The organism is Paramagnetospirillum marisnigri (assembly GCF_001650715.1).
Lineage (GTDB): Bacteria > Pseudomonadota > Alphaproteobacteria > Rhodospirillales > Magnetospirillaceae > Phaeospirillum > Phaeospirillum marisnigri.
On the sequence record NZ_LWQT01000037.1, the window covers coordinates 17,198 to 36,965 of the forward strand.

The following is a 19,768-nucleotide window of genomic DNA, read 5'->3' on the forward strand; positions in this document are numbered from 1 at the left end:
CTAATTCATTCGCCGAGGGCGTCGTCCAGCTTGTCCACCGCCATCCCCGCCAGCGCCGCCCGGATGCCCCGATCCATCCGCCGTTCGGCGAAGGTCTTGGTGGCGGCCTCCAGGCCTTCGGTGGCGGCGGTGACGGCGTCGCGGTCGTTGGAGGCGATCGCCTGATCGACCCGTTCGATGGCGCTATCGATATCCTGTCGCTCGGTTTCAGACAAGAGGTCTGAGTCCACATTCAGCGCCGCCTGCACCGCCAGCACCGAACGGCGGGCTTCCACCGCCGTTTCCGCGAACAGGCGATTGGCCATGTCGTCCTTGGCGTGGACCAGGGAATCGCGCAGCATTGTGGCCATTTCGTCCTCGGTCAGGCCATAGGACGGCTTCACCGCCACCTGCTGCTCGACTCCGGTGGTGGCTTCCGAGGCCGACACGGTCAGCAGCCCGTCGGCATCCACTGTGAAAGTGACGCGGATGCGGGCCGCTCCGGCCGCCATGTTGGGAATGCCGCGCAGCACGAAGCGGGCCAGCGAGCGGCATTGGTCCACCATCTCGCGCTCGCCTTGCAGCACATGGATGGCCATGGCGGTCTGGCCATCCTGATAGGTGGTGAATTCCTGGGCCATGGCCACCGGAATGGGGGTGTTGCGCGGGATCACCTTCTCGACGATGCCGCCCATGGTCTCGATGCCGAGCGAGAGCGGCGTCACGTCCAGCAGCAAGGTGTCGGAGCCCACGGTCAGGGCCTCGGCCTGCAGCGCGGCGCCCACCGCCACCACCTCGTCGGGATTGATGTCGGAGAGGGGATCGCGGCCGAAGATTTCCTTCACCTTGCGCCGCACCAGCGGCATGCGGGTGGACCCACCCACCAGCACCACGCCCTTGATGTCATCGGTGTCGATGCCGGAATCCTCGATCACGGCGCGGCAGATGGAAATGGTGCGGTCCACCAGCGGCGTGGACAGGGCTTCCAGCTCGTCGCGGGTCAGGGCATGGCGCGACGGCTTGGCGTCGACCTCGATGACCCATTCGCCATCCTTACGCCCCGACAGGCATTCCTTGGCGACCCGGGCGGCGGCCAGGGCCTGCTTGGCCTCGCCCTCGGTGATGGTTTCCTCGCCGTGTTCCTTGACCCGCTCGGCCAGGAAGCGCTCGGCGATGGCGTGGTCGATGTCGTCGCCGCCCAGGGCGGCATCGCCGCCGGTGGCCTTGACCTGGAACACGCCCTTTTCCATGCGCAGGATGGAGACATCGAAGGTGCCTCCCCCTAAGTCATAGACCACGTAGATGCCCTCGGCGGCGTTGTCCAAGCCATAGGCCAGGGCGGCCGCGGTGGGTTCGTTGACCAGCCGCAGCACGTCGAGCCCGGCCAGCCGGGCGGCGTCCTTGGTGGCGGTCCGCGCCCCATCGTCGAAATAGGCGGGAACCGTGACCACGGCGCGATCCACGGTCTTGCCCTGGGCGGCCTCGGCCCGGGCCTTGACGGCGCGCAGGATGTCGGCGGAGACCTCCACCGGCGTCAGGGTGCGGCCCGCCACGGACAGGCGCACCATGCCGCCATCGGCGGCCACGTCCAGCTTGAACGGCAGGGTTCCGGCCAGGGTCTTGAGGTCCTCGGTGCCGCGTCCCATCAGGCGCTTGACCGAGCTGACCACCCGGTCGGGATATTCCAGCAGCATGCGCCTTGCGTCCTGGCCGACCACGACCTCGCCGTCGTCGCCGTAATAGACCACCGAGGGGATCAGCCCCTTGCCATCGGCATCGCGCAGAACCTCGGTCTCGCCATCCCGGGCCACCGCCACCACGGAATTGGTGGTTCCGAGATCGATACCCACGGCATGGCCGCGCTCGGACTCGTGCGGCGCCGGGCTTTCGCCGGGTTCATGCAACTGCAACAGCATGCTAGATTTTCCTCGTCACGCGGGATTTCTTGGAGCGGGCCTCCTCGGCCAGCTTGACCAGGTATTTCAGCCGGATGGACAGATGGGCGGCCTCGTCCAGATTATCGGCGTTGAAGGCGGCCGAGATATGGCACTGGCAGGCGATGACCTCGGACTCGTTCTCCATGGCCAGCTTGGCCACCTGTTCCGGGGTCTCGGCCTCGGCCAGGGCTTCGCGCTTTTCCATCTGCTCCATCAGCAATTCACGGTCGTTGATGGTGCCACAGGCGGTGAGGTCCACCGGATGGCCCCGCAGCGCCAGCAGATAGGCGGCGCGCTTCAGCGGGTCCTTCAGGGTCTCGTGGGCCTCGTTCAGCGCGGTGGCCTGGCTTTGCGACAGGGCCCGTTCCTTGGGCGACTTGGAGGCGAAACGGTCGGGATGCAGGCGGCGCTGGAAGCCGAAATACTGCTTCTGCAATTCCTCCAGGTCGATGTCGAAGCTGGGCGCCATGCCGAGGCGGGTATAATGGTCGATGGTGCCCGGCCCCTGGACGGCGCCGCAGACGGAACAGAACAGGGCGCGGGCCGCCACCGGTCCCTTGCAGGACCAGCACGGCACCACGGCGGCGGCGGAAGCGGATATGGCGGAGGCGTTCATAGCACTATCTCTGAAAACGGTCGTCATTCCCGCGAAAGCGGGAATCCATGCGACTGTTCGCACATTTCCGGGTCTCCGGCATCAGGCGCGCCCCCAGCATGGACCCCCGCCTGCGCGGGGGTGACGAAGCCAAACAACTAGACGTGGAACGACTCGCCGCAGCCGCAGCGGCCCTTTTCGTTGGGATTGCGGAACACGAAGCCGGACTGCATCTTCTCGTCGACATAGTCCATTTCGGTTCCCAGGATGAACATGGTCGCCTTGGGGTCGATCAGGACGGTGATGCCCTTATCCTCGACGACTTCGTCGAACTGGGTCTTCTCGTCGGCGTATTCCAGGGTGTAGGACATGCCGGAGCAGCCCTTGGAACGGACGCCGATACGGATACCGACGGACGGCTTGCCCCGCTTGGCAAGCATGGCCTTGACCCGCTCGGCGGCGGCTTCGGTGATGGTCATGGGTGCGGGAGCCATGGCTTTCCCCTCTTGTTGGTCTTGATCCGAAAGGTAGCGGCGGATTACTCCGCCGCTTCGTCCTTGCCCGACTTCTTCTTGTAGTCGGCGATGGCGGCCTTGATAGCATCCTCGGCGAGAACCGAACAATGGATCTTGACCGGCGGCAGCGCCAGTTCCTGGGCGATGTCGGTGTTCTTGATGGCGGCCGCCTCGTCCAGGGTCTTGCCCTTGACCCATTCGGTCACCAGCGAGCTGGACGCAATGGCCGAGCCACAGCCGAAAGTCTTGAACTTGGCATCCTCGATGATGCCCTCGGCGCTGACCTTGATCTGCAGCTTCATCACGTCGCCACAGGCGGGCGCGCCCACCAGACCGGTGCCGACCGCGCCGTCGTCCTTGTCCAGGGCGCCCACATTGCGCGGGTGCTCGTAGTGGTCGATGACCTTGTCGCTGTACGCCATAACCTGCCTCCAACGTCAGTCCGGGCGTCTAACCCGGAATAATTCTAAAGAGTATAGCACGCCCATTGGTGGGCAGTGCAACATTAGTGCTCGGCCCATTGGATCGACTTGATGTCGACCCCTTCAAGATGCATGTCCCACAAGGGGCTCATGGAGCGCAGATGCTCCACCGCCTCGACGATGTGGTCGATGGCGAAGGTGATGTCTTCCTCGGTTGTGAAGCGCCCCAGGCCGAAGCGCAAGGATGTGTGCGCCATCTCGGCGTCGAGACCGAGGGCGCGCAGCACATAGGAGGGCTCCAGCGAGGCCGAGGTACAGGCCGAACCCGAGGATACCGCCAGTTCCTTGACGCCCATCATCAGCCCCTCGCCCTCGACGAAGGCGAAGGAGATGTTGAGATTGCCGGGCACCCGGTGGTCCAGGTCGCCATTGACGTAAATTTCGGGCAGCCGCTGCTTCAACCCGCCCAGCAGGCGGTCGCGCAAGGATTTCAGGCGCTCGGCCTCGCTCGCCATCTCGGCCTGGGCCAGGGCGCAGGCCTCGCCGATGCCGACACAGAGCGGGGTCGACAGCGTGCCCGAGCGCATGCCGCGCTCCTGGCCGCCGCCGGTGATCAGCGGCACCAGCCGCACCCGGGGACGGCGGCGGACATACAGGGCGCCGACACCCTTCGGGCCATAAATCTTGTGACCCGAGATGCTCATGAGGTCGATGTTCATGGCATTGACGTCGAGCGGAATCTTGCCCACCGCCTGGGCACAGTCGGTATGAAAGAAGGCACCCTTCTTGCGGCACAGCGCCCCGATCTCGGCGATGGGCTGAATGACGCCGATCTCGTTGTTCACCGCCATGACCGAGACGATCACCGTCTGGTCGGTGATGGCGGCCTCCAACTCGGCCAGATCCACCAGACCGTCGCTTTTCACCGGCAGATAGGTGACGGTGAAACCTTCCTGCTCAAGATGGCGGCAGGTGTCGAGCACGCATTTGTGCTCGGTGACCACGGTAACGATGTGGTTGCGCTTGTCCTTGTAGAAATGGGCCACGCCCTTCAGCGCCAGATTGTTGGATTCGGTGGCGCCCGAGGTGAAGATCACTTCCTTGGCATCGGCGCCGATGATGGCGGCCACCTGTTCACGGGCCTTTTCCACCGCTTCCTCGGCTTCCCAGCCATAAGCATGGTTGCGGGAATGGGGATTGCCGAACTTCTCGGTGAACCAGGGCAGCATGGCCTCCACCACCCGGGGATCACAAGGCGTGGTCGCCTGGTAATCCAGGTAGACGGGGGTTCCGGGCCTGCGGGCCAGGGTCGGACAGGGTTTGGCGCCGATCGCGGTCATCTGGTTATCCCTTCTTCATCTTCTTGTCGCACAAGCAGCCGTCAGGCCGCCTCCGAAATCCCAAATCCCTTGCGCCGGGCCAGATCGACCCAGGCATCCAGGAAACTCTCGATATCCTCGGGCCGGGTATCCCAGCCCAGGCTGACCCGGATGGCCGAACCCCGCAGATCGGGCTCCAGCCCCATGGCCGCCAGCACCCGGCTTTCCGCCACCTTGCCCGACGAGCAGGCGGCCCCGGCGCTGACCATCACTCCGGCCAGATCCAGCGCCATCACCTGGGTTTGCGCCGCCACGCCGGGCAGCGCCAGGCAAACGGTGTTGGGCAGACGCTCCGCCTCGGCCGCGATGAGCACCGCCCGGGGCACCCGGGCCAGCGCCCGGCCTTCCAGCCGGTCGCGCAGCCCCCGAAGTGCAGATATGGTGTTTGTGTCCGACAAATCACCTCCGGCCGATTGAGCCACCGTTCCGAATCCGACAATTCCGATCAAGTTCTCGGTCCCGGCCCGTCGACGTCGTTCCTGCCCACCTCCCAGCAAGATTGGTGCCAACACGAAATCGGCATCGGCCAGGACCAGGGCGCCCACGCCAGCGGGGCCTCCCAATTTATGAGCGGACAGCGTCAGAAAATCAGCATTTAAATGCCGAATTGAGACGGGAATCCGTCCGCCCGCCTGCGCCGCATCGCAATGAAGCAGGGCGCCATGGGCGCGACAGACCCGTGAAACCTCGGAAATCGGCTGGATCACGCCGGTCTCGTTATTGGCCAGCATGACTGAAACCAGGGTAGCCCCCGCCTGACCCGCCAGCATGGTGTCCAGGGCCACCAGATCGACGCGCCCCAGGCGGTCCACCGGCAGCGTCGCCGCTGCCCCGGCGTCAAGGATCGAGGGATGTTCCACCGCCGAAACCAGCCGATGCACACGGCCACAACCGGCCAGGGCCAAGGCGTTGGCTTCGGTGCCTCCCGAGGTGAAGACCACCCCGGCGGGGTCGGCATCCACCAGGGCCGCCACCTGGGCGCGGGCCTGTTCCAGCTTTTGCCGGGCCGCCCGCCCCCAGGCATGGACCGAGGACGGATTGCCCGCCATCCGCAGGACTTCCGCCATGGCCGCCGCCACCTCCGGACGAACCGGGGCTCCGGCGTTGTAATCCAGGTAGACGGCCCGGCTCACCGCTTGTCCTTTCCGTTTCCGCCCTATTGCGCCGCCACGCCCGTCGAGGGCGCGGTACCGCCGTGGAACATGCCTGAGCTGCCCAACAGGCGGCGCTCGCACACATCGGCCAGCGAGACCGAGCTGAGATAGAGGTAAATCTGGTTGCCCAACTCCTCCCACAGGTCATGGGTCAGGCATCGGCCCTTGTTGTTGTGACAGCCGGCCGGCGAGCCCGGCGAGCAGCGGGTGGTCTGGATTGGTTCATCCACCGCCAGGATGATGTCGGAAATGCGCGTCTGTTGTGGGATTCGCGACAACAGATAGCCGCCCCCCGGACCGCGCACGCTTTTCACCAGCCCGCCCTTGCGCAGCTTGCCGAACAACTGCTCGAGATAGGACAGCGAAATCTCCTGGCGCTCGGCGATATCGGCCAGCGCGACGGGGCTTCCCTGGGAGTGGCTGGCCAGGTCGACCATGGCCATGACGGCGTAGCGTCCCTTGGTGCTGAGTTTCACGATGGCATCTCCCTGTTCCGGGTCGGTGCGGCACGGCCGCCCGCCCCTATGACTGCTTTGCGTCTTCGGTATCTTTGTCTTGATTTTCCAGGGCATTGCGCCCCTTGGCCGACCCGGCGGCATGATCCGCCTCCGGCATCTCGCCCCGGGCCGCCTCGCCGGGAATCATGCGGGGAATGCGGCCGCAGGCCTCGGTGGGATGGCCGTGCAGCTCGGTTTCCAGTTCCTGCACCCGTTCCAGCAGGGCGCTGACCTGCCCACGGACAGAATCAATGGCGCGCGCCACCGGATCGGGCAGATCGTCCTGGGACAGGCCATAGGCGCAGAACTCGCCTTCCTGACGGCGCATCACCATGCGCGCCGGAATGCCCACCATGGTCACCCCCGGTGGCACATCGGTCAGCACCACGGCATTGGCGCCGATGCGCGCGCCCTTGCCAACGGTGATGGGGCCCAGCACCTGGGCGCCCGAACCGACGATCACGCCGTCCTCGAGGGTGGGATGGCGCTTGCCCTTGTGCAGCGAGGTGCCGCCCAGGGTAACGCCGTGGTAAAGCGTCACATCGGCGCCGATCACCGCGGTCTCGCCGATGACCACGCCGGTGCCGTGGTCAATGAAGAAGCGCGGGCCGATGGTGGCGGCGGGATGAATCTCGATGCCGGTAAAGATCTTGGCCACATGCGAGATGAAGCGTCCCAGCACCCGAAAGCCCCGATGCCAGCACCATCGCGACAGCCTGTGCAAGACGATGGCATGCAGGCCGGGATAGCACAGCACCACCTCCAACCAGGAGTGGGCGGCGGGGTCGCGTTGCCGAATGGACGCGATGTCCTCTTGAAGACTCTTGAAAAGCATAGCTCTCAATATGTTAATGTACCGCCAGGACGCCGGCGCGGTCGTCAGGGGGGAGCCCATCGGGTGGCGCCGGGATATCGAAAGTGAATATAGGATGCCCGACAAAGCCGGTCAAGTTTAGCCGGTGGAATTCCTCGAAAATATGTGGTTTTTCCCCGATCCCGCGACTCAGGTATAGGAGCGGAACCGGGCCTTGGAGTGTTACGCTGAGCCATGCCTGAAGTGATTTTCAACGGACCCGACGGACGCCTTGAAGGGCGCTATCATCACGGCAAGTCGGCCAACGCGCCGCTGGCATTGCTGCTGCATCCCCATCCCCAGCATGGCGGCACCATGAACAACAAGGTGGTCTACGCCTTGTATCACGCCTTCGTGCGCCGTGGTTTCTCGACGCTCCGCTTCAATTTCCGTGGTGTCGGCCGCAGCCAGGGCAAGTTCGACAATGGCCAGGGCGAACTGTCGGACGCCGCCTCGGCGCTGGATTGGATGCAGTCCTTCAATCCCAACGCGGCGGCCTGCTGGGTCGGCGGCTTTTCGTTCGGCGCCTGGATCGGCATGCAGCTCCTGATGCGCCGTCCGGAAATCGACGGCTTCATCTCGGTGGCGCCTCCGGCCAACGTGTTCGATTTCTCGTTCCTGGCGCCCTGCCCGTCCTCGGGCCTGATCGTCCACGGCGCCGCCGATGACCTTGTCCCGGAGCCCACCGTCGCCAAGCTGGCCACCAAGCTGGCCAGCCAGCGCAATATCCGGGTCAAGTACCAGACCATCGAGGGGGCCAACCACTTTTTCGGCACCCATCTGGAAACCCTGAGCGAGATGGTGGATTCCTATCTGGGACAGGCCATCACCGACACCACCGCCCCGGTGGTGCGCGAGCCGGAACTGGCCGTCGCCCTGCCCTGACCCTCGCGGCTCCGTCAAGCCCCCGCCGCGTCGAGGGGCTTGACGGATCAGCCGCCGCAGGCCGCCTGGGCCAGTTGCTTCCATTCCGACGACTTCTTGCCCCGCCCCACCGAGGTGACATCGACGATGCGCGAGATGAACACCCGCGCCTTGTGGGGCCGCACCACGTCGCACATGAAGGCGGCGTATTGCGGCCAGGAGATGTTGGCGTTCTTCACCACCACCCACAGATTGCCCTTGTCGTCGATGGAGGCGTCCAGCACTCCAGGGCGGCTGCGAATATCGGCCATGGCCGTGGCCTGATCGGCCCGGGCCGGAGCCGCCAGGACCAGCGCCAGGGCCAGCCCGGCCAACAGGGTTGCGTAACGCATCACTCGTACACTCCTCATGCTCGAAACACCCGCCCGCCACCCAGCGGCCGGGGCGCGCCGGTGGTTTGCGGAAAAGTCAGGGGCAACCCGGCCTTGACCCGCGCCGCCAGGAAGGCGAAGGCCTGGGCTTCCAGGGCATCGCCATCCCAGCCGACGATGTCCACCGGCTCGACCGCAACCGCCAGGGACTCAGTCAACGCCCGCATGATGGCAGGATTACGGCGACCGCCGCCGCAGACCAGCCAGCGGGCCACGGGCTCCGGAAACCAGCGTGATGCCGCCGCGACCGAGGCCACGGTGAAGGCGGCCAGGGTGGCGGCGCCATCGGCGGCGGAAAGTCCCGTCACCAGGGCGGCGGCATGGGCCTGGAAATCGTCGCGGTCGAGGGATTTGGGCGGCACCCGGTCGAAATAGGGATGGGCCAGGAAGGCGGCCACCGCCGCTTGATCCACCCGCCCCGAATCCGCCAGGCGGCCATCCAGGTCCACCGGCTGGCCGGTATGGGCCAGGGCCCAGTCGTCGAGCAGGGCGTTGCCGGGACCGGTATCGAAGGCCAGCAGCCCCCCATCCCGCCCGATCCAGGTGACATTGCCGACGCCGCCCAGATTGAGCACCGCCAGCGGCGCGTCCAGACCGGCGGCCAGGGCTCGGTGGTAGACCGGCACCAGCGGCGCCCCCTGGCCACCTTCGGCCACGTCATTGGCGCGGAAATCGCAGACCACGTCGATGCCGGTGGTGGCGGCCAGCAGAGCGCCATCGCCGATCTGCCAGGTCCGGCGTTCCTCGGGCCGATGCAAGATGGTATGGCCGTGAAAGCCGATCAGCCCCACCGCCGACGGCGCCAGCCCGGCCTGGACCAACAGGCATCGGACCACCTCGGCATGGATCAGGGTCAGGTCGCGCTCGACCTCCGCCACCGGACCGACACCGCCCAGCACCGCCCGCAGGCGCTGGCGGAACCCGGGCTCATAGGGAACGGTCAGGCTGGGACCGAGGCCGAGCACCCGCTCGCCATCGGTTTCCACCAGGGCGGCGTCGACGCCGTCCAGCGATGTTCCGCTCATCAGGCCCAGAGCCAGCACGGCACCCCTCCGATTGTAGCGATCCTCAAGGTGTGATAAACGAGCGGCCTCGCAGCAGCAAGCCATACGGGCCTCCCATGACCAGTCTCAAGTCCGATTTCCTGCGCACCGTCACCGAGCGCGGCTACATGCACCAGTGCACCGACCTGGAAGCCCTGGACAAGCGTCTGACCGAGGGCTGCCAGGCCGCCTATATCGGCTTCGACTGCACCGCCACCTCGCTGCATGTGGGCGGGCTGATGCAGATCATGCTGCTGCGCTGGTGGCAGAAGACCGGCCACAAGCCCATCGTCCTGATGGGCGGCGGCACCACCCGCATCGGCGACCCCACCGGCAAGGACGAATCGCGCAAGATGCTGTCGGACGCCGACATCCAGCGCAACATGGATGGCATCAAGACCGTGTTCGGCAAATACCTGTCGTTCGGCGCGGGCGCCACCGACGCGGTGATGGTCAACAACGCCGACTGGCTGGACAAGCTGAACTATATCGACTTCCTGCGCGACTACGGCCACCACTTTACCATCAACCGCATGCTGACCTTTGATTCGGTCAAGCTGCGGCTGGAACGCGAGCAGCCGCTCACCTTCCTGGAATTCAACTACATGCTGTTGCAGGGCTATGACTTCGTCGAGCTGTTCCGCCGCAACCGCTGCATCCTGCAAATGGGCGGCTCGGACCAGTGGGGCAATATCATCAACGGCGTCGAGCTGGGCCGCCGCGCCGATCAGGCCGAGCTGTTCGGCCTGACCAGCCCGCTGCTGACCACCGCCTCGGGCGCCAAGATGGGCAAGACTGTCAATGGCGCCGTCTGGCTGAACGCCGACATGCTCAGCCCCTGGGAGTTCTGGCAGTACTGGCGCAACACCGAGGACGCCGATGTGGGCCGCTTCCTCAAGCTCTACACCGAACTGCCCCTGGACGAGATCGCCAAGCTGGAAACCCTGCAGGGCGCCGAGATCAACGAGGCCAAGAAGGTGCTGGCGGGCGAGATCACCCGGCTGTGCCATGGCGAGGCCGCCGCCCGTGAAGCCGCCGAGACGGCGCGCCGCACCTTCGAGGAAGGCGCCGCCGATGCCAATCTTCCCACCGTCGAAATCACGGCCGCCGAGCTGGCGGCGGGCATTCCCGCCTTCGCCCTGTTCGTCAAGGCCGGGCTGGCCGCCTCGAACGGCGACGCCAAGCGGCTGATCAAGGGTGGCGGCGGCAAGGTCAACGACGCCGGACTGGACAGCGAGACCCGCGCCATCGGCGAGGCCGACCTCAAGGACGGCGTCATCAAGCTGACGGCAGGCAAGAAGCGTCACATCCTGGTCAAGCCGGTCTAGGCTGGAAACCCTGCCCTGTCATCCCGAGCGACGGCGAGGGATCTCCGCCTGGACTGCCGGTGCCACGACTGACATGCCGGATCAGGACGAGATCCCTCCGCCCGATGGGCGTCGGGATGACATCGACGGATTACAGCGCGATCCCCAACTCCCGGGTCAGCAGCGCCACCAGCGACACCGAGGCATCGCGGGTCGAGACCCAGTCGCCATCGCGCTGCGCGAAATGAAAGGCGCCGCTTTTCGGCGAGGACAGCCAGATTTCCCGGTTGGGGGCGTGCTTGTTGATCACGTATTGCCCAATGCCGGGCAAGGTGATGGTCAGGATGCCCGACTGGATATCGGCGTCGGCATCGTCGTGGGTATCCTCGACCGCGTCCGCCACGCGTTCCAGAAACCGATCGGCCATTGTGGCGAAAGCGTTCTCGTCCAGACTCATTCCATGCTCTCCAAGGAGGGGGGCGGGAAGCTTAACGCGAATTCGACGTCCGGGTGAAGGATGGCTTGCGCCGATGACGCGTTTTCGTTATAGAGGCGCCTTCGATTTGCGGAGCACCAGGCCATGAAGGAAAACATTCACCCCGACTACCACGAAATCAACGTGGTGATGACGGACGGCACCGAGTTCACGACCCGCTCGACCATGGGCAAGGCCGGCGACACCCTGCGCCTGGACATCGACCCCAAGTCGCACCCGGCCTGGACCGGCGTGCACCGTCTGGTCGACAGCGGCGGCCAGCTCGCCAAGTTCAAGAAGCGCTTCGAAGGCTTTGGCATCAAGTCGACCAATACCTGATATCAAGACCGGACCGGCGGCGGCTTGCGGGCCGCCGCCCGTTCTCCCATATCCCAGCCAGCATCCGTGACATCGAAGCCGACCAATTGTCGGCCATTGGCGTTTGCGGTGGACATCACTTGCCGAAGGGATTAGAGCAAGTTTAGGGATTACTGGGCGCAACCATGATCATCGTCCATTTTGAAGTCTATGTCCTCGAAGGCCGAGGCTGGATGCTCCATGCGCGCTTCCCGCGCCTGGAACGGGACGAGGCCGTGCGCGAAGCCAAGGAAATCGAAAACACCATGGGCATCCGCACCAAGGTGGTGCGCGAGACCTATAACACCGACACCAATGCCTTCGACGAAGCCGATGTCTATGTCAGCGGCAATGTCGTCGCGCCTAAGAAGGGCGGGTTGGCGAGGGGTGGTGGAGGTGGCGGCGGTGGCGGCGGCCGCGGTGCTTCCGCCGATAGCGGCCACAAGGGCGGCGGCAAGAAGGGCGGCGGCGCGGCGGCGGTGGCGGCGGCGCGCAGAGGCGGCACCCCTCATCACGAAACCGCCGGGGCCTTCACCGTCGTCTTCCGCATGCTGATTGTCCTGCTGGTGGCGGCGGGACTGGCGCTGGGCGCCCTGCGCCTGGTCCCCATCATTGTCACCTTCCTCTATGATTATGGATTCAAGGTCACTCCCGACGAATACGGCCAGTTGCTGTTCGCCGTGTTCGTCCTGGTGATGCTGATGACCGGCGTGCCGCTGGGCCTGCGCATGATGCCGCACCGGGCCCATTTCCGGCTGAGCACCCCATCCGTCAACTGGAACCGGAATAAGCCTGCGTCCGCCGCCACGACCGATCCCAAGCTGAAAAAGTCCCTGAACAAGCTGGCCGCCGACGCCGCCTTGGAGCAGATTCCCGACAAATGGGCCGATGACGAACCCGAGGAGCCCCCCTTTCCCGCCTCCGAGGACGAGAACCTGCCCGAGATTCTTCCCGGCCCCGAGGAGGACGAGCCGCCGCCGCTGTCGGAAGACAGCACGGTATCCGCCGCCCTGGCCGAGGCCGCCCCCAAGACCCCGGCACTGGAAGCCTGCCAGGCGGTTTCCGGCCGTTTTGTCGACAAGGCGATCGAGGTGGTGCGCCAAAGCGGTGCCCAGCAGGACAAGTACACCCTGTTCGGTCTCAACCTGTTCATGGCCGGTGCCATCCAGGCCCTGGCCAGCTCCAAGAAGCTGGATTCCGAAGGCCAGCGCCATCTGCTGAAATCCATCATCGAGAAGCTGGGAACCCCGGCCAGCCAGTCCGGCCAGTTCTATGAGAAGGTCATGGACTACGCCCGCGAGCCCCGTTACGGCAAGATGGTGATGGCGGGCAAGGAAGCCATGGATTCCTGGGCTTCCGGCGACGAACTGACGCCTCAGATCAAGCTGCAGACCTCGCTCAAGGACTGGAACAAGCCATCTTCGGAAAAGAAGCCGTCCATCATGACAGTGATGTTCACCGACATGGTCGGCTCCACCGACCTGACCCAGGCCCGCGGCGACGTCGCCGCCCAGGAGATCGTGCGCAAGCACAACGCCATCGTACGCACCGCCCTGACCCAGTTCGCCGGGCACGAGGTCAAGCATACCGGCGACGGCATCATGGCGTCCTTCCCCTCGGCCTCCAACGCGGTGGATGCGACCATCCAGATCCAGCGCCAGGTGGCGACCCACAACGAGAAGAACCCCAATCTGCCGCTGCATCTGCGCATCGGGCTGAATTCCGGCGAACCCATCCAGGAAGAGGACGACCTGTTCGGTTCGACGGTGCAGCTGGCCGCCCGCGTCTGCGCCGCCACCCAGTCGGACCAGACGCTTTGCACCCAGGTGGTCAAGGACCTGGCCGGGTCGAAGCCCATTCCCTGGGGCAATGCGGGCATGCATGCGCTCAAAGGCTTCCGCGACAAGTTCCAGCTGTGGGAAATCCCCTGGTAGCTCAGTGCAGCACGCGCCGCACCATCATCTCCTCCAGCCGCGCCACCCGCACGTAAAGGCGATAGCTGCGGTCCATCAAGCTGCGAAGGCCGCTGGGCAGGCTGGCGTCATGGGTAAAACTCTCGTCCAGACAGACCCCCGCCCCCGACAGGCGAGAGGACTCGGCCAGGGCCTCCTCGGGGCTGAGCTCGCCCACATGCACCGCCCGCTGTGTCAGCAGCCACGCCATCACCTGGGTCAGCCGCGACGTCACCCGCATGGCCTCGCAGCTCATGCGCAATCCAACCGTCGCCCCGGCCTCAATCCGCTCGCGGCGCTCGATGAACCGCATGTAGTTACGCGCCTCGACCATCAGGTCCATGGCTTCGTCATAGGTGCGATGGAAGAACGCGGGTCGCTCCATGCATTCTCCTCCAACCCCCCTCGTCAGGGCGCCTAGACCGGTTGCCCCAAGGAAGGAAAGCCACGGGCACTTGGCCTCCTCTTCTCCAAGGTGACACCTGGACCTAGCCCCTTCAACGGGTGAAGACCTGACCCGTCCCCCAACACGGGCTATCCATATGATTTCATGGATGTATTTTTTTACAGCCTCCGCCGACGCGGGCACCGACAGAGCAAGACAGCGATGACAACGGCGAGAATTGAAGTAAAAATTTACATAAAATTGCTATGTTAAGGCATTCACTGAATAAATTATCGCCAGCGCTCACAATAACATCATGAGAGCAACAATTTGACCTGGCTGGTGTATCATGCGTTTCGTCATCTCAGAGAGCTTCGACAAAAGCGAAGTCAACCGCTACTTCGAGTCCGACATGTTCCCGAAAGTCGGACAGTCGTTCAAAACCCGCAGCGGCAAGTGGTATCGCATCAAGGATGTGGGCTGGACCATGGATGCCTTCGACCACCACCCCAACATCCAGGTGCTGTTGACCCGCATCCAGTAGGCCGGGCCGCCGAGCCGGGCATTCCCGTCAGCCAGGGGAATGCCCGCGCCACCGGCCTATTTTGCGCTGGGGAAGAACAACTGCTCATCCCCGATCTTGAAACCGGCAATGGCGGCCTGCCCCTTGGGTCCGGTCAGCCATTGATGCCAGGCCTTGGCATCGGCGGATTTGATGCCGGAATGACGGGCCGGGTCCACCAGGATCGAGCCATAGGGATTGAACAGGGCCTTGTCACCTTCCAGGACGATGGCCAGGGACTGGCGGTTCTTGAAGCTGGCCCAGGTGCCGCGATCGGCCAGGACATAGGCGTTCATCCCGGCGGCGGTATTCAGGGTCGGCCCCATGCCCGAGCCCAGCTCCCTGTACCAGCCGCTTCCCGCCGCCTTGACGTCGACACCGGCCGCCTTCCAGATGCGCAGCTCGCTGCGATGGGTGCCGGAATCGTCGCCGCGCGAGGCGAAAGCCGCCTTGGCGGCACCGATACGCTTGAAGGCCTCGGCCACGTCCTTGACGCCCTTGACCTTGGCCGGGTCGTCCTTGGGACCGATCAGCACGTAGTCGTTGTACATGACGTCGCGGCGGTCGATGCCGAACCCCTCGGCCACGAATTTGTCCTCGCCCAACCGGTCATGCACCAGCAGGACATCGGCGTCGCCGCGCTCGCCCAGTTTCAGCGCCTGGCCGGTGCCCACCGCCACCACCCGCACCCAGATGCCGGTCTCGGCCCGGAACATGGGCAGCAGATGGCCGAACAGCCCAGACTGCTCGGTGGAGGTGGTGGAAGCCAGGGTGATGAAACGCTCCTGCGCCATCCCCTGCCCCGCCAGCGAACACAGCAGCACGGCCGCCATGAATATCCGTCTCAGCATACCAGTTCTCCCGCTAGGAATGCCCGGGCCCGCGCGCTGGCGGGCCCTTTGAAGAAAATCGAGGCGGGCGTGCGCTCTTCCAATGCGCCGCCTGCCAGGAACACCACCTCGTCGGCCAGCCGCCGGGCCTGGCCGAGGTCGTGGGTGGTCATGACGATCTTGGCCCCCGATCCATGGAAATCCTGGATCGCCGTTTCCACCGCCTGGGTCGCGGCCGGGTCCAGCGCCGAGGTGGGCTCGTCCAGAAACAGGATTTCGGGCTCCATCACCCAGGCCCGCGCCAGGGCGAGGCGCTGCTGCTCGCCGCCCGACAGCACCCGGGCGGGACGCAAGGCAAGATCGGCCAGATCGAACCGCGCCAGCGCCGCCATGGCCGCCGCCTGCCTGCGGTGGCGGGGCATTCCCATCAGGCCAAGGACGTAGCGGATATTGGCCAGGGCCGAGCGCCGCAACAGCACCGGCCGCTGGAACACCATGGCCTGACGGCGGCGCAGCCCTTCCGCCGCCATGGCGCCGTCGCCCCAGCGGATACTGCCGCCGGTGGGCGTGAGCAGGCCATGACACAACCGCAACAGCAGGCTCTTGCCCGCGCCATTGGGGCCGAGCACCAAGGTGCGCGACCCCGCCTCGAGGCGCAGGCTGATATCGCGTATAAGGGGACGTCCCCCGGCCGAGAAGCCGACCCGGGACAATTCCAGCGGCAGGATGGAGCCATCGCGTCCGACCATCAGCCCATTCCCCGCTTGGCAGCCTGCCCCACCATGAATACCGCCGCGTTCACCACCGTCACCAGCCCGATCAGGATCAACCCCAATGCCAGGGCCAGGGGCAGATCGCCCTTGCTGGTTTCCAGGGCGATGGCTGTGGTCATGGTCCGGGTCACTCCGTTGATGTTGCCGCCAACGATCATCACCGCCCCCACTTCGGCCGAGGCGCGGCCAAAGCCCGCCAGCACGGCGGTCAGCAGGCTGAAGCGCCCATCCCATAGCAAGGTCAGCACCACCGACCCCCGGGGCGCCCCCAGCGAGCGAAGCTGTTCGCCGTATTCCTCCCACAGATCGGCCACCACCTGACGCGACAGGGCGGCGATGATGGGCAGCACCAGCACGGTCTGGGCCATCATCATGGCAGTGGGCGTGAACAACAGCCCCAGTTCGCCCAATGGCCCGGCCCGCGACAGCAGCAGATAGATGGCCAGCCCCACCACCACCGGCGGCAGGCCCATGCAGGCGTTCAGGACCACCACCACCGCGCCCCGGCCGGGAAAGGTGAACAGCGCCAGCGCGGCGCCCAGCGGCAGGCCGATCAGCGCCGCCAGCACCACCGCGCCGCCGGAAACCTGCACCGACAGGGAAACAACGGCCAGCACCCTGGGATCAAGGCTGGAGACCAGGCTGGCGGCGGTGGACAGGGCGGCGGCAAGATCGTGCATGGAACGTCCTTTTCCTACGCCATTGTGCATTCGTTCCGGATCATTGTTAAGAAACGAATGACCTCGCAGGGAATGCGGACATTCTGATGCCTGAAAAGCTTGAATTCCGGCGCCCGAGTCCGCTAAGTCACGCGCTTGTTCCCCTATGCCCCGTTCCCTCATGCTTAGGACCCGTCATGCCCAGCCCCCGCCCCCAGGTTGCCCCCAAGGTCGGAATCGTCAGCCTCGGCTGCGCCAAGGCGCTGGTGGATTCCGAACGCATCCTGACCCGCCTGCGGGCCGAGGGCTATGACATCTCGGGCTCCTATGACGGCGCCGACGTGGTGATCGTCAATACCTGCGGCTTCCTGGATTCCGCCCGCGCCGAGTCGCTGGAGGCCATCGGCGAGGCCATCGCCGAGAACGGCAAGGTCATCGTCACCGGCTGCATGGGCGGCGACGAGAAGACCATCCGCGCCATGCACCCCTCGGTGCTGGCGGTCAGCGGCCCCCACCAATACCAGGCGGTGGTCGAGGCGGTGCACGCCGCCGTGCCGCCGCTCCACGACCCCATGCAGTCGCTGGTGCCGCCGGAAGGCCTGCACCTGACGCCCTCGCACTATGCCTATCTGAAGATTTCCGAGGGCTGCCACAACAGCTGCTCGTTCTGCATCATTCCCGATATCCGGGGGCCGCTGGCCTCGCGCCCGGTCACCGACATCCTGGGCGAGGCGGAACGCCTGGCCGAGGCGGGCGTGCGCGAACTGCTGGTGATCAGCCAGGACACCAGCGCCTATGGCCTCGACCTGCGCCACGCCGAAAGCCAGTGGCGCGGCCGCCCGGTGCGCGCCCATCTCACCGACCTGGCCTCGGCCCTGGGCGATCTGGGCATCTGGGTGCGGCTGCACTACGTCTACCCCTATCCCCATGTGGACGAGGTCATCCCGCTGATGGCCGAGGGCAGGATTCTCCCCTATCTCGACATCCCTTTCCAGCATGCCGCCCCCAATGTGCTGAAGGCCATGCGCCGCCCCGCCAACCAGGAAAAGGTGCTGGGCCGCATCCGCTCGTGGCGGGAGACCTGTCCCGATCTCGCCATCCGCTCCACCTTCATCGTCGGCTTCCCCGGCGAGACCGAGGATGATTTCGAGGCGCTGCTGGACTGGCTGGACGAGGCCCAACTCGACCGGGTCGGCTGCTTCAAGTACGAGAACGTCAAGGGAGCGGGAGCCAACGCCTTCGCCGACCACGTGGACGAGGACGTCAAGGAGGAACGCCACCAGCGATTCATGGAGGCCGCCCGCCAGATCGCCGACGCCAAGGCGCAGGCGCGGGTGGGCACCGTGGTCGAGGTGATCATCGACGAGGTGGACGACGAAGGCGCCATCGGCCGCAGCAAGGCCGACAGTCCCGAAGTGGATGGCGAGGTCTATATGAATGGCGAGACCGATCTCGCCCCTGGGGATCTGGTCAGGGTCGCGGTGGAAGCCGCCGAGGATTATGACCTGTGGGGAGAGGTGGTCGAGCGCATCACGCCGCCCCGCCCCCGCTTCACCCGCTGATCCGGACGGCGCGCGCTCAGGCGGCCTGGCGCCGCAGCCGCTTGATGAAGACCCAGAAGGTGCCCAGGATGGGGCTGACCTTCAGATGCACCCGCACCTTGTAGGTCTGGCCGGGAACGGCGCAATCGAACACCACGTTCAGATCGCCGCTCTCGACACCCTTGCGGAATTCATCGGCCACCATGGACGATCCCGCCCAGGGGGCGACATCCTTGAAGAAGTGGCGACCGTTCACCGACTGGCGGAGACCGGCGGCCCCCGATGGCTCGGTGTCGTTGTACCCGACCACCATGCCTTCGCTCGACAGCTCAACCGCCCCGAATGGCAATTCGGCCAGCCCCTGCTCCGTTAAACGGCCGAGTGGATTGTCCGCATCCTCCATTTCGAAGGTATAGACTGTCATGTTCCACGGACCGGCCTGGGCTACTTTTCTCGCCATCTGGAATTGATCTATCCTAAGGGCCTTACCTAGGTTTGGAATTTGCCGTATTATGCCCCCTTGGTCCACACAGAACTTCGCGAGCCCAGCATGGAATTGAAAGAAGGGAGCGGTCGGCTTGAGATCGAGCTTCCCGTTGCCATCGACCTACCCATGTCGGGCGAGTTGCGCGACATCCTGCTTGATGCCTTGGCCCGGGACAGTTCCGCCGATGTCGTGGTCAAGGCCGGAGCGGTGGAACGTCTGTCCACCGCCTGCGTCCAGGTGATCCTTGTAGCTGCGGACGGATTCAAGGCCGCGGCACGGCGCCTGGAAGTGGAAAACCCCAGTTCCGCCTTCAGCGATGCATTCGAAAGGCTTGGCCTGGCGCCCGACCTTCAGAAACTGATTTGACATAAGGGATCGTAGAGAATGGGAAAGTGCGTTCTGGCCGTCGACGACTCCAAGACCATGCGTGACATGGTCTCCTTCACCCTGCGCGGAGCCGGATACACGGTGGTCGAGGCCGATAACGGCGTCAGCGCATTGAAGGCCCTGCAAGGCGCCAAGGTCGATGTCATCATCACCGACGTGAACATGCCGGAGATGGATGGCATCACCCTGGTCCGCAAGATCCGGGCCCAGCCCCAGCACGCGGGCACGCCGGTGCTGATCCTGACCACGGAAAGCGACCAGTCCAAGAAGGACGAGGGCCGTTCCGCCGGTGCCACCGGCTGGATCGTCAAGCCGTTCAGCCCGGACAAGCTGCTGCAGATCGTCGCCAAGGTCTGCCCGTAACCCGTTGGCGAACAAGGGGAC

General features: G+C 65.3%; 24 protein-coding genes. 8 read left to right on the forward strand and 16 right to left on the reverse strand.

Going from position 1 to position 19,768, the window contains the following annotated elements; genetic code table 11:
* Nucleotides 1-5: 5 nt before the first annotated feature.
* The 8 genes from hscA to cysE all read right to left on the reverse strand — a co-directional run bounded on the left by hscA (nt 6) and on the right by cysE (nt 7,313).
* Nucleotides 6-1,895, reverse strand: a complete 1,890-nt coding sequence (gene hscA, locus A6A04_RS02375) for a Fe-S protein assembly chaperone HscA (protein WP_068489655.1) — start codon at nt 1,893-1,895, stop codon at nt 6-8.
* Nucleotide 1,896: 1 nt separating this feature from the next.
* Nucleotides 1,897-2,532 (reverse strand): Fe-S protein assembly co-chaperone HscB, encoded by a 636-nt coding sequence (gene hscB / locus A6A04_RS02380; RefSeq protein WP_068489656.1) that lies wholly within the window; start codon nt 2,530-2,532, stop codon nt 1,897-1,899.
* Nucleotides 2,533-2,669: 137 nt separating this feature from the next.
* Entirely contained in the window at nt 2,670-3,005 is a 336-nt protein-coding gene (locus A6A04_RS02385; protein WP_068489657.1) for a HesB/IscA family protein, read from the reverse strand.
* A 44-nt stretch (nt 3,006-3,049) separates the two neighbouring features.
* The gene (gene iscU, locus A6A04_RS02390) at nt 3,050-3,448 is read right to left on the reverse strand and encodes a Fe-S cluster assembly scaffold IscU (protein ID WP_068489658.1); all 399 of its coding nucleotides are present in this window, start codon (nt 3,446-3,448) and stop codon (nt 3,050-3,052) included.
* Between the two features lie 83 nt (nt 3,449-3,531).
* The gene (locus tag A6A04_RS02395; protein WP_068489659.1) at nt 3,532-4,788 is read right to left on the reverse strand and encodes an IscS subfamily cysteine desulfurase; all 1,257 of its coding nucleotides are present in this window, start codon (nt 4,786-4,788) and stop codon (nt 3,532-3,534) included.
* Between the two features lie 41 nt (nt 4,789-4,829).
* Nucleotides 4,830-5,960, reverse strand: coding sequence for a cysteine desulfurase family protein (locus A6A04_RS02400; protein ID WP_068489660.1), 1,131 nt, complete (start codon nt 5,958-5,960; stop codon nt 4,830-4,832).
* 23 nt (nt 5,961-5,983) lie between these two features.
* On the reverse strand, nt 5,984-6,457 hold the full coding sequence (locus A6A04_RS02405; RefSeq protein WP_068489661.1) for an Rrf2 family transcriptional regulator: 474 nt from the start codon (nt 6,455-6,457) through the stop codon (nt 5,984-5,986).
* Between the two features lie 46 nt (nt 6,458-6,503).
* A complete protein-coding gene (cysE, locus tag A6A04_RS02410; RefSeq protein WP_068489662.1) occupies nt 6,504-7,313 on the reverse strand; it encodes a serine O-acetyltransferase in 810 nt (269 codons plus the stop codon).
* A 213-nt stretch (nt 7,314-7,526) separates the two neighbouring features.
* Between cysE and A6A04_RS02415 the strand changes: the two genes are divergently transcribed.
* Nucleotides 7,527-8,216, forward strand: coding sequence for an alpha/beta hydrolase (locus tag A6A04_RS02415; RefSeq protein WP_068489663.1), 690 nt, complete (start codon nt 7,527-7,529; stop codon nt 8,214-8,216).
* Between the two features lie 47 nt (nt 8,217-8,263).
* Here A6A04_RS02415 and A6A04_RS02420 read toward each other — a convergent pair whose 3' ends face one another.
* Together A6A04_RS02420 and A6A04_RS02425 are read right to left on the reverse strand one after the other, a co-directional pair.
* On the reverse strand, nt 8,264-8,587 hold the full coding sequence (locus A6A04_RS02420; protein ID WP_068489664.1) for a hypothetical protein: 324 nt from the start codon (nt 8,585-8,587) through the stop codon (nt 8,264-8,266).
* A 14-nt stretch (nt 8,588-8,601) separates the two neighbouring features.
* Nucleotides 8,602-9,735 (reverse strand): anhydro-N-acetylmuramic acid kinase, encoded by a 1,134-nt coding sequence (locus tag A6A04_RS02425; RefSeq protein WP_082914644.1) that lies wholly within the window; start codon nt 9,733-9,735, stop codon nt 8,602-8,604.
* Nucleotides 9,736-9,746: 11 nt separating this feature from the next.
* Between A6A04_RS02425 and tyrS the strand changes: the two genes are divergently transcribed.
* Nucleotides 9,747-10,997: a tyrosine--tRNA ligase gene (gene tyrS, locus A6A04_RS02430; RefSeq protein WP_068489665.1), complete on the forward strand. Its 1,251-nt coding sequence runs from the start codon at nt 9,747-9,749 to the stop codon at nt 10,995-10,997.
* Nucleotides 10,998-11,127: 130 nt separating this feature from the next.
* On the opposite strand, the gene cyaY is transcribed toward tyrS, so the two are convergent.
* Entirely contained in the window at nt 11,128-11,433 is a 306-nt protein-coding gene (cyaY, locus tag A6A04_RS02435) for an iron donor protein CyaY (protein ID WP_082914645.1), read from the reverse strand.
* Nucleotides 11,434-11,556: 123 nt separating this feature from the next.
* Between cyaY and rpmE the strand changes: the two genes are divergently transcribed.
* Nucleotides 11,557-11,790, forward strand: a complete 234-nt coding sequence (gene rpmE / locus A6A04_RS02440; protein ID WP_068489666.1) for a 50S ribosomal protein L31 — start codon at nt 11,557-11,559, stop codon at nt 11,788-11,790.
* A 164-nt stretch (nt 11,791-11,954) separates the two neighbouring features.
* The gene (locus A6A04_RS02445; RefSeq protein WP_068489667.1) at nt 11,955-13,742 is read left to right on the forward strand and encodes an adenylate/guanylate cyclase domain-containing protein; all 1,788 of its coding nucleotides are present in this window, start codon (nt 11,955-11,957) and stop codon (nt 13,740-13,742) included.
* A gap of 1 nt (nt 13,743) precedes the next feature.
* Here A6A04_RS02445 and A6A04_RS02450 read toward each other — a convergent pair whose 3' ends face one another.
* Nucleotides 13,744-14,145 carry a DUF1465 family protein gene (locus A6A04_RS02450; protein WP_068489668.1) on the reverse strand — a complete coding sequence of 134 codons (402 nt, stop codon included), beginning with the start codon at nt 14,143-14,145 and terminating at the stop codon, nt 13,744-13,746.
* Nucleotides 14,146-14,494: 349 nt separating this feature from the next.
* On the opposite strand from A6A04_RS02450, the gene A6A04_RS02455 reads away from it, so the two are divergent.
* Complete coding sequence (locus tag A6A04_RS02455; protein WP_068489669.1) at nt 14,495-14,689, forward strand: hypothetical protein; 195 nt, start codon at nt 14,495-14,497, stop codon at nt 14,687-14,689.
* Nucleotides 14,690-14,745: 56 nt separating this feature from the next.
* Here A6A04_RS02455 and A6A04_RS02460 read toward each other — a convergent pair whose 3' ends face one another.
* From A6A04_RS02460 to A6A04_RS02470, 3 genes are read right to left on the reverse strand one after another with little or no spacing between them, the layout of a single operon-like run.
* Entirely contained in the window at nt 14,746-15,558 is an 813-nt protein-coding gene (locus tag A6A04_RS02460) for a substrate-binding domain-containing protein (protein ID WP_068489670.1), read from the reverse strand.
* Nucleotides 15,552-16,286: an ATP-binding cassette domain-containing protein gene (locus tag A6A04_RS02465; protein WP_068489671.1), complete on the reverse strand. Its 735-nt coding sequence runs from the start codon at nt 16,284-16,286 to the stop codon at nt 15,552-15,554. Before A6A04_RS02465 ends, A6A04_RS02460 begins: the two co-directional genes overlap by 7 nt.
* Nucleotides 16,286-16,990, reverse strand: coding sequence for an ABC transporter permease (locus A6A04_RS02470; protein ID WP_068489672.1), 705 nt, complete (start codon nt 16,988-16,990; stop codon nt 16,286-16,288). Before A6A04_RS02470 ends, A6A04_RS02465 begins: the two co-directional genes overlap by 1 nt.
* A gap of 176 nt (nt 16,991-17,166) precedes the next feature.
* Between A6A04_RS02470 and rimO the strand changes: the two genes are divergently transcribed.
* On the forward strand, nt 17,167-18,531 hold the full coding sequence (gene rimO, locus A6A04_RS02475; RefSeq protein ID WP_068489673.1) for a 30S ribosomal protein S12 methylthiotransferase RimO: 1,365 nt from the start codon (nt 17,167-17,169) through the stop codon (nt 18,529-18,531).
* 16 nt (nt 18,532-18,547) lie between these two features.
* Here rimO and A6A04_RS02480 read toward each other — a convergent pair whose 3' ends face one another.
* Nucleotides 18,548-18,970: a hypothetical protein gene (locus tag A6A04_RS02480; RefSeq protein WP_156612437.1), complete on the reverse strand. Its 423-nt coding sequence runs from the start codon at nt 18,968-18,970 to the stop codon at nt 18,548-18,550.
* 90 nt (nt 18,971-19,060) lie between these two features.
* Here A6A04_RS02480 and A6A04_RS02485 point away from each other — a divergent pair, with 90 nt between their 5' ends.
* The gene (locus A6A04_RS02485; RefSeq protein ID WP_068489675.1) at nt 19,061-19,363 is read left to right on the forward strand and encodes an STAS domain-containing protein; all 303 of its coding nucleotides are present in this window, start codon (nt 19,061-19,063) and stop codon (nt 19,361-19,363) included.
* Between the two features lie 18 nt (nt 19,364-19,381).
* A complete protein-coding gene (locus tag A6A04_RS02490) occupies nt 19,382-19,747 on the forward strand; it encodes a response regulator (protein WP_068489676.1) in 366 nt (121 codons plus the stop codon).
* Nucleotides 19,748-19,768 lie beyond the last annotated feature (21 nt).